Origin of the sequence: Paraburkholderia sp. Ac-20347 (assembly GCF_017104805.1) — a bacterium.
Taxonomy (GTDB): domain Bacteria; phylum Pseudomonadota; class Gammaproteobacteria; order Burkholderiales; family Burkholderiaceae; genus Paraburkholderia; species Paraburkholderia tropica.
On the sequence record NZ_JAAGPN010000017.1, the window covers coordinates 33,055 to 45,070 of the forward strand.

General features: G+C 59.7%; 14 protein-coding genes. 8 read left to right on the top strand and 6 right to left on the bottom strand.

What is annotated here, in order from left to right; translation table 11 throughout:
• Positions 1-247: 247 nt before the first annotated feature.
• The 6 genes from G3N97_RS05330 (at position 248) to G3N97_RS05355 (ending at position 5,852) form a co-directional block, all read left to right on the top strand.
• Positions 248-1,552 (top strand): NAD(P)-binding domain-containing protein, encoded by a 1,305-nt coding sequence (locus G3N97_RS05330; protein WP_205992266.1) that lies wholly within the window; start codon positions 248-250, stop codon positions 1,550-1,552.
• Between the two features lie 27 nt (positions 1,553-1,579).
• A complete protein-coding gene (locus G3N97_RS05335; protein ID WP_205992267.1) occupies positions 1,580-2,305 on the top strand; it encodes an SDR family oxidoreductase in 726 nt (241 codons plus the stop codon).
• An 83-nt stretch (positions 2,306-2,388) separates the two neighbouring features.
• Complete coding sequence (locus G3N97_RS05340; protein ID WP_205992268.1) at positions 2,389-3,741, top strand: MFS transporter; 1,353 nt, start codon at positions 2,389-2,391, stop codon at positions 3,739-3,741.
• A gap of 68 nt (positions 3,742-3,809) precedes the next feature.
• Entirely contained in the window at positions 3,810-4,583 is a 774-nt protein-coding gene (locus G3N97_RS05345) for an aspartate/glutamate racemase family protein (protein WP_205992269.1), read from the top strand.
• A 548-nt stretch (positions 4,584-5,131) separates the two neighbouring features.
• Positions 5,132-5,422: a hypothetical protein gene (locus G3N97_RS05350; protein WP_205992270.1), complete on the top strand. Its 291-nt coding sequence runs from the start codon at positions 5,132-5,134 to the stop codon at positions 5,420-5,422.
• A gap of 19 nt (positions 5,423-5,441) precedes the next feature.
• Positions 5,442-5,852: a DUF2471 family protein gene (locus G3N97_RS05355; protein WP_205992271.1), complete on the top strand. Its 411-nt coding sequence runs from the start codon at positions 5,442-5,444 to the stop codon at positions 5,850-5,852.
• 47 nt (positions 5,853-5,899) lie between these two features.
• Here the strand turns inward: G3N97_RS05355 and G3N97_RS05360 are convergent, their stop codons facing one another.
• Positions 5,900-6,367 carry a hypothetical protein gene (locus G3N97_RS05360; RefSeq protein ID WP_241030400.1) on the bottom strand — a complete coding sequence of 156 codons (468 nt, stop codon included), beginning with the start codon at positions 6,365-6,367 and terminating at the stop codon, positions 5,900-5,902.
• Between the two features lie 465 nt (positions 6,368-6,832).
• Between G3N97_RS05360 and G3N97_RS05365 the strand changes: the two genes are divergently transcribed.
• Complete coding sequence (locus tag G3N97_RS05365) at positions 6,833-7,222, top strand: hypothetical protein (RefSeq protein WP_205992272.1); 390 nt, start codon at positions 6,833-6,835, stop codon at positions 7,220-7,222.
• A complete protein-coding gene (locus G3N97_RS05370; protein ID WP_205992273.1) occupies positions 7,219-7,659 on the top strand; it encodes an SET domain-containing protein-lysine N-methyltransferase in 441 nt (146 codons plus the stop codon). Before G3N97_RS05365 ends, G3N97_RS05370 begins: the two co-directional genes overlap by 4 nt.
• Positions 7,660-7,890: 231 nt before the next feature.
• On the opposite strand, the gene G3N97_RS05375 is transcribed toward G3N97_RS05370, so the two are convergent.
• From G3N97_RS05375 to G3N97_RS05395, 5 genes are all read right to left on the bottom strand, one after another.
• Positions 7,891-8,199, bottom strand: coding sequence for a (2Fe-2S) ferredoxin domain-containing protein (locus tag G3N97_RS05375; RefSeq protein WP_205992274.1), 309 nt, complete (start codon positions 8,197-8,199; stop codon positions 7,891-7,893).
• 55 nt (positions 8,200-8,254) lie between these two features.
• Complete coding sequence (locus tag G3N97_RS05380; RefSeq protein WP_205992275.1) at positions 8,255-9,217, bottom strand: EamA family transporter; 963 nt, start codon at positions 9,215-9,217, stop codon at positions 8,255-8,257.
• 55 nt (positions 9,218-9,272) lie between these two features.
• Complete coding sequence (locus tag G3N97_RS05385) at positions 9,273-9,704, bottom strand: DUF2000 family protein (protein ID WP_205992276.1); 432 nt, start codon at positions 9,702-9,704, stop codon at positions 9,273-9,275.
• Between the two features lie 68 nt (positions 9,705-9,772).
• Complete coding sequence (locus tag G3N97_RS05390) at positions 9,773-10,987, bottom strand: hypothetical protein (protein ID WP_205992277.1); 1,215 nt, start codon at positions 10,985-10,987, stop codon at positions 9,773-9,775.
• Between the two features lie 148 nt (positions 10,988-11,135).
• Entirely contained in the window at positions 11,136-11,999 is an 864-nt protein-coding gene (locus G3N97_RS05395) for a phytanoyl-CoA dioxygenase family protein (protein WP_205992278.1), read from the bottom strand.
• Positions 12,000-12,016: the final 17 nt, after the last annotated feature.

Below are 12,016 nucleotides of genomic sequence, written 5' to 3' on the forward strand. Positions count from 1 at the left end.
CCGCGAGACCTGCACGACAACACCGCTGTTGCTGTTGTGAAAGCGTGGCGCCCTTTCACAACGGGGTAATTCGGGGACAAGCACGCGCGCCGGTTTGAAATTTACCCACCACCTATAGGACATGGCTATGGCACACACCTGTGCGGCCATTCTTCACGCGCTTTTTTTGCCTTCCGATACTGGCTTCACCAGATTCGATTCGTCGTCGGGGCAACAGTCCCGGAGCCAGCACACAAGGAGGTGAACCATGACGAAACAAGCACGTTATTGCGTGATCGGTGCCGGCGCAGCCGGCCTTGCCGCCCTCAAGACCCTGACCGATGCCGGTATCGCGGTCGACTGTTTTGAGAAGAGCGATCGGGTTGGGGGCCACTGGCACCACGACTACGACGCCTTGCATCTGATCACGCCGAAGAACAGTTCGTTCTTCGACGACTTTCCGATGCCCGAGTCGTACCCGATGTACCCGAGCCGCGACCAGGTCGCCGCTTATATGGTGAGTTACGCCGAGCATTTCGGCCTCACACCGATGATCCGCTTCAACACGGCGGTCAAGCGCCTCGACCCACTGGGCGAGCGCGGCACGGACGGCTGGCGTGTTGCACTCAGCGACGGCACGACGCGCGACTATGCAGGCGTGCTGGTGGCCAACGGCCATCTCTGGGATCAGAGCATTCCCGCGGTCGGACAAGGCTTCACGGGACGCTCGATTCATTCAGGTTCCTATCGAAACACCACGGATATCGAAGGCCGCGTACTGGTGGTCGGCTTTGGCAATTCCGGCTGCGATCTGGCTGTGGACGCCGCGCAGAGCCGCCTCGACGTCACCATCGCGATGCGCTGCGGTCAGGTGTTCCAGCCCAAGACCTTTTATGGCCTGCCGCGCGTCGAAGTCCCGTACCTCAACGCGCTGCCGCCGGAATTGCAGAACATGGCGACTTCGACGCTGATTCAAACAGTTCTCGGCACTTACGAAAACTATCCGGGCATGCCCAAGCCCGAAACCTACGACCTCGAAAAGCAGCCTCCCGTCGTCAATTCACTGCTGCTGTACTGGATTCAGCATGGCCGCATCAAGGTGGCGCCGGGCCTGCGCGCCATCGAAGGCAAGCGCGTCACCTTCACAGACGGCACCGAACGCGAGTACGACACGATTCTGTGGGCTACGGGCTTCAAGACCACGCTACCGTTCCTCGATTCGTCGCTGCTCGAATGGCGTGACGGCGTGCCGCTGCGCACGGCCGCCATGACGCTGCCAACGGGCCTGGAATCGCTGTATTTCGTCGGCCTCGCCGCGCCGCGCGGCGCGCAATGGCCCGTGTATTGCGCACAAAGCCAGCTGATTTCGCAATTTATTGCGCTGCGTGAACAAGGCGTCGAAGGCCTTGCCAGTCGCATCAGCAAGGAACAGGACGCCGAATCGCGCATCGACATCGTGCGCCGGGTGTGGCAGCAGAACCTCGACGAAACGCGCCGGACGCTCGAGACGATCGCTCAGCAACACGCAAGCAGCGCCGTCTCGACGCAAGCCGAGGCACAACTGGCCATCTAACGTTTCACCGTACATTCGGACAATCACATGAATACGCAGAAACTGGCAACCGCAGAGCAGAAAAGCGTCCTCGTCACCGGCGCGAATTCGGGCATGGGGCGCGCGACGGCGTTGCGCTTTGCAGCCGAGGGCTGGCACGTGGTCGCACTCGATGTCGGCGCGTTTTCGCATGGAGTCGAGTCGAACATCACACCGGCGATGGCCGATATCGGCGATGAGGCCGCGCTCTCCCAAGCGGTCGGCCATGCGCTCGAAGGCAAACCGCGCCTGGCTGCAGTGGTGAACGCCGCGGGTATTTTTCCCACCTCGTCGCTGGAGAGCTTCGATACGGCGCTCTACCGGCGGATTTTCGATGTCAACGTGCTCGGCACACTCAATGTCGCCCGCGTAGGCGCGAAGCATCTAGGCGATCAGGGCGGCGCCATGCTGTTCTTCGCGTCGGTCGACGCCTTCGCGGTGTCGCGCAACCAGCTGCTTTACAGCGCCTCGAAAGCGGCGGTGGTCTCGATCACGCGCTCGCTCGCCATCGAACTCGCGGAGCGGCACATCACTGTCAACGCGATCGCTCCTGGCTGGGTCGATACCGAAGGCACCCGCCGGGGTGGCCGCATCGAAGCGGCCATCCCCGACATCCCGCTGCATCGCGCGGCATCGGTCGATGAAATCGCCACATGGGTCTGGAATCTCGCGCACGAGCCGTCCTATATCACGGGCGAAACGCTGTGCATCGCAGGCGGCGTCTTCATGCGATAGCACGTCGTGAGGCGCGGGCGTGGCGATTTTTTGACGCGCTCGCGCCATCGCCTTGAATGAATCATGATGTAAGGAGAGTTCAAATGGGTGCGAAAAATCTTTCGTCCGACGACTTGTCTGCATATATGCAGCCTGCCGAAGCCCATCATGCCGACGTGTCCGCGCTCAGGCGCGCCGTCGTCGGCGTGACCTGCGGCAATATGATCGAATGGTTCGATTTCGCGCTGTATTCGTCGCTCGCGACGATCATCGGCAACGTGTTCTTTAGGAACCAGAGCCACGCGACGCAATTGCTCTCGATCTACGCAACGTTCGCCGCCGGCTTCCTGATTCGCCCCATCGGCAGTTTTGTGTTCGGTCCGATCGGCGACCGGTACGGGCGGCGTACCGCGCTCACGCTCAGCATCGCGCTCATGTCGGTCGCCACGCTTTGCATCGCGTTGCTGCCGGGTTATGACTCGATCGGTGCGGCCGCACCGGCTCTGCTGCTGGTCATCCGGTTGCTGCAAGGTCTGTCGACGGGCGGCGAATACGGCGGTTCGTGCACGTTCATCGCCGAACACGCGCCCGACCGCAAGCGTTCATTTCTCACGAGCTGGCTCGAGTTCGGCAATATCTCGGGTTTTCTGCTGGGCGGCGCCGTGGTGAATACACTGATGTTCCTGCTCGGTGAAACCACCATGGCCGCCTGGGGCTGGCGCATTCCATTCGTGATTGCGGGTTTGACCGGACTGGTCGCGCTTTATCTGCGGCTGAACGTGGACGAATCGCCCGTCTTCAAACAGATGCAGCAGAACGAGAGCCAGCAGAAACATCTGGCCGGCAAACAGCGTTTTTTCGATCTGCTGATCGCCGAGTGGCCCCAACTGCTCAAATGCGCCGGGCTCACCGCTGTGTTCAACATCACCTACTATGTCGCGCTTGGTTATGTGCCCGGCTATCTCGCCGACGTAGCGGGCCATCCGGTGGAATTCGGCAATATGCTGGCCATGATCGCCACACTCGTGATGCTTGCACTTATTCCCGTGTCGGGGCGCCTGGCCGACCGGATCGGCGGCAACAAGATGATCATGCTCGGCTGCCTCGTCATCATCGTCGGCGCGGTGCCCGCGTTCAGTCTGCTGCGCAGCCAGAGCGTAGCCGTCGTGTTCGCGGCGCTGATGCTGCTTGTGCTTGCCCAGGTGCTGTTTGAAGGCTCGATGCCGGCCACGCTGGTTTCGCTGTTTCGCGCGCCAGTGCGCTACAGCGGTCTGGCGATCAGTTACAACGTCTCCGTCTCGCTGCTCGGCGGTACGGCTCCGCTCATCAATACCTGGCTGATCCATCGGACGGGCAATCCCGTGATTCCCGCGTGGTATCTGATCGGTGGTGCGCTACTCGGACTACTGGCGTTGCGCTTCGTGAAGGACATGACGGGCAAGCCGCTGCCTTTGTAACTCCTGCACCGAACATTTCTAACAGGGCACCGATCATGCGTATTTGCTGGATTCACCCGACGACGAAAGTGGCCGATCTCGAACCGGTCTGGAGCATGCTCGAAACGGAGATTCCCCCGCTACTCGCGCCGGGTTCCACGGTAGAGTTCCGCTACGCGCGCCAGAGCGCGAATTTCACTCGCTCGCTATACGCCGAACATCTGAACAGCGTTGCGATGATGGACGAAGCGATCGCCGCCGGGAGCGACGGCTTTGACGGTGTCTACTTCGGCTGCTGGAATGACCCACTGTGGGAGGCACGAGAAGTACTCGATATCCCCGTGGCGTCGGTGGGTGAGCAATCGATGCTGGCAGCGCTAGCGATGGGGCAGCGGTTTGCAGTCATCACTGTGTCGGAGAAAACGGCGGCCGCCATAGCGCGAGACATCACGCTCTATGGCCTTCGCGAGCGCGCAATCACTCGACCGGCCCGATCGATTGCGCCGGAATCGGATTCCGCGCTACTTCTAGGTGCTGTCCGCGATCCATGGCAATCCTTCATTCCTCGTTTCGACGAGGCAGCGCGCCAATGCATTGCCGATGGCGCGGATGTGATTCTGGTTGGCTGCGCATGGTACGGACCATTGCTGAGGCGAGCAGGTTATACGTGCGTTTCGGGAACTCGTGTACCGGTTGCCGATTCAACGACGGTCGCGCTCAAATATCTTGAAGCGATGATTGGCGTAGCCAGATCTACGTCTGCCATCAAATCATATGCCGCACCATTCAGCACCCCGGACCGGGCAAAAATCCAACGCGCACGTGCTGCGCTTGGCATGCCGCGAAACATCGCTGAAACCTAGCCATAATGAGAGTCCAGAGAATTGTTTGCGGTGCAGAAAAGGCGCACTGAGGTAGGCAGCACTCGGCGCACGAGGCAGCGTCCTGTCTGCAAAAATCTTAAGCTAAACCGCCTCGTGAGCAGTGACCGCTATGGGCGTTGAAGTGCTGCGGCCGGAGAGCTTCGCTGGCCGCGAGCATGTCCGCCGTTTCGGTTGTCACAAGCGGACAACCAGCTGTGACGATCAACATGGCGGATTTCATGCGGATACGCTGCCCCGCGTAACGGGTTCACCCTGCTCTGGTGGGAACTAGGTTGCCGATTGGGCGCACCGATGAACAGACGGTGGTGAAGCAACGCTTACGATCAGAGGCACCGTGAAACCGAACAAAAACACCGGATGGACTGGTAGGCACAGGGTGACGCCCACTTCGGGCATGCGCGCGCGAACGCACGACGGCAGCATGGGCTATACGGTTCACCGGCAGCACCCAGCAACGGCATCATCTTGCGAAAATCCACAACACTGTATATATTCACAGCATGTTTGGATAAACAGGGGGTGCCGCAATGGAACACCTGATAAGAATCCTCAACGACGATGACCGCCAGACGCTTGCGTGGTTGCGCACGCACGTCGGCGACAGCCGGCTCGCCGACGCCGCGAAGCGGCTGGCCGCTCACGGCCTCCCCGTCAAGCCCTACCTGTCGGCGGTCTGCCGGTATCTTGGCGTATGGCCACCCGCTCAACCCCGCGCTGTTCAAGGCGACGCCAGCCAGGCCGTGGCAGACCAGCATATTGCGCAGATGCGGTTGCTACTCGCGCGGCACTCGAAGGTAGTGCACAGGACGACACGATAGCTGACACCACGAGCCGGATATGTTCGAAACTTCTGATACCTCGCTCCGGGAAAACGCCGCGCTGGAAAACGATCCCGTTGCGCTCGAGCGGGCGGCGCAACGCGCAGCACTGGATCTGCAACGCATCATCGTGCTGCTGTTGCAGCGCAATGTCAGCGCGCGACGATCAGCTCCGTGGCGTCCGGCTCCAGCACTGACGTGGCGCACGCTGCTCGATATCGAGGAGCAGGCCTTTGCAGACCTCGGGTTCCAGGGACGACACCCGGCCGCCGTGCGGGCCAGCTTTTCGCGTCTCGCCGACACCCGCATCACAGGCGGCGAGCTTGATGCGCAGGTTGACTGGCAACGCGATGAGGAACCCTTGCCGGCCGTCTACGCGATCGCACGGGGCTTCGTGAGCCACTCGCAGATGGACCGCGAGGACACCTGAGCACCCTCTCCCCTGCCGGGAGTGACCGATAACCTGTCGGCCCCGCGCTATTTCGACACCACCTTCAGCTGGCTACCTGGAAGCACCGACGCCCGGTCCGAGCGCGTGAAACTTTCGAGCTGCTTCCAGGCATCGACATAGCGATACTTCGGCACGCTGGCGATCAGTTCGTCGGCACGCCTGAGCACCCGTTCAACGAGCGGGATTCGCCCGGCCCGCAACTGCCAGTCCAGCCCCATTGTTGCGGCCCGGATGATTTCATCGAGCGCTAACTCAGCCTCCAGGAACAGGGCGAAATCCTGTTCAGGACAGTCCATCCCGCACAGAAAATACGTCATGTAAAGGACGCGCAGCAGCGAAACCATGGTGTCGGGTGTGCCATTCCCGCTTCGCATGGTCGCTAGCGCAAGATGATTTTCCAGGGAAATGCTACGCACGGCAGCCGCAGTCAGTGGCAGTAGCATGTCCTTCGTCCGCGCCTCCCGTGCGCGGTGGGGTGTGTTCCGTTTTTTCATGGTTCAATCATTTGCCTGTCGCTGCTCCCCGGCACCGCCCAGGACGTTCTTCATCACATGCGCTCAACCACATCGCACCGCATCCTTCGGCGCGGCGCAACCAGTCTGCAGAAAGACAGTTCGTGGCCGCCGACAGAGCCGCGGCGATGCCGTCACTGCCGTCAGTCGAGGACATCCTGCACTGCCCGGAACACCGGGGACGATCGCCCGACACATGGTACAAGCCTGGCAGTCACCTCTTGCAATTCCAGCTCACGCCCCCATAACGGGATACCATTCCCCGTCCTGACGCCATCCGACCGGAGAAACCGAAGCATCATGCCGCGCAGAAAACCTGGCCGCCCCGCAACGGCAAGATCCAAAACACTGCAGCTTCCCATGCCGAGACCACGTGCGTCCGATCTCGCACTACGCGCGCGACTGGCACTCGTGCGGTTTCGCCATGGGGATGTCGACCGTCCCCTGGTGACACATCTCTCCCAGGTCTGTCTTGTCACAGGATTTATTGCCGAGGACGGCTACTGCATGCTCGCGCAGCAGGTTATCGAAGAAGCTGAACACGGACTTGGCCGCCTGCTGCTCAACTTCGATCAGACGGGACAATGGCCAGAATACACTCCCGAACTGCTGGACAGGCTGACGACCGTCGTCAACGAATACGACCGCATACTCGCCACCGTCCGCCTGGAAGTCATTGCTCGCGCCAGTGATCACCTCGAGCGGCTCAAGACTGTAGCCGCCCGCACGAAACCCTCCATCGAGGAACTGTCCCAGATCATCGCACCAGCACCGTCCGGCCGCGAAACGGGCGACGAGCCTGCGCCAATTACATCACGAACCTGTCCTGAAGCATGAAACGAGTTACCACCCGACGCTCCCCGATACACGGCAAAGGGGTATTTGCACTCCGCGAGCTGGCCGCTGGCGAACGTATCCTGGAATACCGCGGGCTCGTGACGACCTGGCGCGAGGCGGCAGACCATTGCGCCGGGCGCGAAAACGAGGAACACACCTTCCTGTTCGGTCTTTCCGATGGGCGCGTGATCGACGGCGGCCGCGGCGGCAACAGCGCACGCTGGCTTAACCACGCCTGCGACGCCAACTGTGAAGCCGTCGAGGAGTCCGACCGCGTTTTTATTGAGACGATCCGGGCGATCGCCCCCGGCGAAGAACTGTTTATCGATTACTCGCTCGAGCTGCCGCGCTCTGGGCGCCGCCGTGATGCAAGGGAAACTTACCGCTGCCATTGCGGCGCGCCATCCTGCCGTGGCACGATGCTTCGCCTCGCCTGAACAATACGCTGGCCCTGACTGCCTGGTTTGCCGCCAAGTCGTTCGCCGGCTAACACCACGATTTCGCTCTTCCCTTCGACATCAAAGATCACGACATTCAAAAATTACCCTTCGCGCTTGCCTTCGTATCAATGGTACTGAAGCATCGCCCAGCCTAAAGCAGACGCACGGCCCCGTAACGATACCCTCCACCCGATACCGTCGGCGCGCCGAAGTCCCTCGTTCAAATTGTTACTGGTCGATTCTCAGGCGTTCGACGACCCGACCGTTGAGCACGTGCTCATCGACAATCTCATCGATATCGGTTTTATCGACGTAGGTATACCAGACAGCTTCCGGGTAGATCACGACGATCGGGCCATCGCTGCACCGCGCGAAGCAACCGGCACGATTGATCCGGATTCCGGTGTGACCGGAAGCGGCATCTGCCAGCCGCTTCTTTGCATACCGGCAAATTTCCGACGCCCCGTGGTCATTGCACGCCTCCCCGTTCTCACGTGCATTCGTGCAAACAAAGACATGACGGTCGTAAAAACTCATCGCGATTCTCCTTTGGATATCCGGCCGACGCTTACACTCGCTCTTCGAAAATTGCTCACTCGCCATGTCTCGGCACGGGCTTTCGCTCCGCAGGTGTCCACTGAATGATCACGATCCCGATCAACAGAATCACCGCCCCGACGATGCTGTACCAGGTCATCCGCTCGTGCAGCAGCAAAACGGCAAGTACCGTGGAAACCAGCGGCTCCAGCAGGCTCGCGATCGCACCGCCGACGGCGCCCGTACCCTTGATGCCGCCCAGGAAAAGGGTTTGCGCAATCGCCGTCGGCACCGCGGCCACATAAAGCAGCATCAGCCAGCCGTCCATCGTGTAATGGAGCTGCAGCCCGTCGTGAAGACCGAACGGCAACAGCGCCAATGCGCCAATGGCAAATCCGATCCCGCCCGCGTGCATGGGGCTACAGATCTTTCCTGAAGCCCGGGCGGCCAGTACGTAAAAGGCCTGACACACTGCACAGGCAACCGCAATCGCGACGCCGATCCAGAATTGCCGAACATCCTGAACAACGCCTGACGGAAGACCGACCAGAAACACCGTGCCCACAATTGCGAGGACAAGTGCAATCATCGTTTGCGCATTGAATCGTTCCCCCAGCCAGGCGACCGAGATCAAGGCAACGAAAATCGGTGCGCCGCAGATACTGATCAGCACAGAGATCGCCACGCCCACCCGCTCGATTGCAAGCACGTATGTCAGCTGGTAGAACGCCATGCCCAGTCCGAGTCCCGCGAGCACAGCCAGACCTTTGGGCGTCAATTTGATGAACCATGTCCCCAAATGGATCCGTCCCATCAGGAACAGAAACGGCACCGACAACGCCAGTCGCAGTATGCTGATCGAAACAGCGTTAGCACCAGCCGACGTTCCGAGTACATTAAAGATGATCCCGGTAGTTCCCCACAACGTAGCGGCGGTCAGGACCATCGCCCAGCCTTTCTTTCCATCCAGGTCTGCCGCATATCCTGGAGCCGCCGGTACCGCCTTTATCGATCCCATGTCGTTCTCACTATGTGTAGTCAAATGATCCGACGTGTGTCGGTACGCTTCACGGCTATTGCTTGAACAACGAGAAGCGCTTCGTGAGCGCCTCAACCCCCTCACGTGCGCCAAAGATCACCACCACGACGAAGTCCAGTGCCTCGTCGAGCGCTGTGCGCGTTGCTTCCATCTGTGCTGCTGCTGACGCACCGATCATTGAAGTCGTGAAAACGTTGTATGCGATGCTTGCGCTCGACTCTTCCTTTATGTTTGAAAGAAGCACCCGAAGCTGGTTACTGTTTTTTGCCTCGAGAATGATGAACGGCGATTCATCGATCTTCGCTGCAAAATCGCACGCAACGTTCTGGTACTCGAGGAGATTGCCGACACCCGCAATGCCGGATAGACCGAATGCGGCGTGTGCCAGCGCATTCAGCACGACGGGAGTCGCATGTCTGCGGTTGATCACCGCTACGAACTTGCTTGTGTTGTCTGCGTATGCCATCTTTTTCGACCTGTCGTTTGAATCGGGGCGACACGAGAATTTCAATACCGGCCGACGGCCGCGATTAATCAGGAACCATTTACGGGAGACGTGCCGGCTACCAGCCCCGATTCGGCAGGCAACTCCGGCGCCTGAGACATGTGGACAAAAACATGCGCGATCATGTTTTCGATGCCCCACAGCTCGCGCTCCTCCATTCCGGCGGAATTGCCGCTATCGATCGCACGCTGGCGCTCGAATATCGCGTCGGGCCAACTTCTATGGCTGTGACCTACGGCACTGGCCAGGTGATGCCAGTCATGTGCAGGCAGGTCTCCGACCAGGACGCCCACACGCATCGGCATGTGCAGGAACAACGTTCTGCACCACCACCGAAGCCACATCCGTGTCGAGGGGATATTGCCATCTGCGCCCGGAACGCTTTCCCCGCAAAATCGCCCGTGGCAGCGTTCAGCATAGACCTCAGCCTGAACGCCCGGCGCCGCGCCCACAAGCCAGACGTGTTCTGTCGAAAACTGCAGCAGCGCGCTCATTTGATAGAAAGCAGTCAACGGAAGCCACAGTGCAATCGCGGTCGCATTCACGCCAAAGCATGCGGGCATGACGACGACGAGCACGACAAGCCATACGACCACGAAACACTGCTCGATCAGTGGCCGCCTCAGGTTCGATATGACACGAGACTTGAGGAACCAAATATGGAAAACCGGCGAAAAAAGCGTGCTGATCAGGTTGTGGTTCAGTTCGGCGATCGAACGCCCCGGACGGATGCCAAAGTTGAACAGCAGGGACGCGTCTGCGTCATCCCGTGTCGTGAAGACCGAACGCCGATGATGGCCGAGATGCTCCTTTTCGTACTCGATTTCGTTCTGCGCCAGAACGAAGATGGTCAGCCCTTTCGACACAAGGCCGTTCATGCAGCTCCCACGCCTGAAAAGGGTCTCGTGTATTGCATGATGCACATACACAACCTGGATCTTCCGCAGCAAGCCGACCAGGAACACAATCACCATTGGTGAAACGACGTAACCCAGAATGCGAAGCCCGTTTCTGGAAGACGTCAAAAGGTACAGGTGCGCTGCACCCGTCACAATCGCCAACAGGACATCCATGCTCAGGGAAAGCGCCGGATGGGGCGTGAACCACGGCCGCTCGTTCGGAAGAGGTTTTCCAGTCAGGCGCGTCCATAACGGCTGCGTCCATTTCGGGAAGCGCAGGTACGATGCTCGAACAGATATTCGCGAAAACTCACGCACGCTGGCCTGCGATTCACGAAAATTCATTTGCAGTCCTCAATATTTTGACTGGCATTCGATTCGCTGATGTGACGTGTCCCATACAACTCAGAAACGCGTCGCCCGGTACCCGGCCTCGCATGCGAGGCCAAGGTCCATCTCATCCTCGCTCTCTGCTTGCGCCGACCTCGCCATTTCAGCCGGCCACGTCCGCTCGCATACAGCAGCCCTCCGACGAGTCGTTGTTCGACGACAGGTCCCTTAACTCAAGCGGCGTCAACGGTGAATAATCACGTGCCGCAAGAAACTCCGGGCGCGGCGGCCGTGTCTGAACCGGCAGGTTTTTCACACTGTTGTACGAAATAAATGCGACGCGCCTGTCGAACGGAGAAATATTGACGCCCGATGCATGGAACAGATTCGCGTGAAAAACGACGATGTCCCCCGCTTTCCCTTTCGGAGCATCCATGCCATGCTGGCGCACCATCTCGCGCAGCACGTCTCGATCAACTGTGTAGCGAAGCCTGGCCGTCGTGTTGCTAAGCCAGTCGCTCTGCTTGTCGTACGTGTCGATCGTATGCTTGATGCTCTCCTTGAAACCGTCGACATGCGACCCGGGTATCACGGTCAGCGGCGCATTGAACTCGGTCACATCATCCAGAAATACGGCGACGGTCAGGAACCGCGGCTCGGGCAGCTCATCCTCACGATGATAGAACGTCATGTCCTGATGCCATTCCCACACATCGCCGACGAACGCGGCCTTGATATTGAGTTTGAACTGGTGGACGTAGACGTCGTCGCCCAGAACAAACTTCGCCGTGCGCAGCAGGGTCGGGTGGCGGCACAATTTTGCCAGCACTTCGTTGCGCAGGTGGGCTCCGTGAAGCCCGCGAACCGTCTTGCCATCCACTTCAGTCACACGCCCCGGATCTGTGGAGTCGTTCATACAGCCGTCAGATGCCTTGCGGAGAATTTCCAGCCCGGCCGCGTCGATAACTTCCCGAACGGTAAAGTATCCTTTCTCAAGAAACTGCTGCCTGAAAGTAGCGTTTTGCATCGTCATTACTCCAGTAC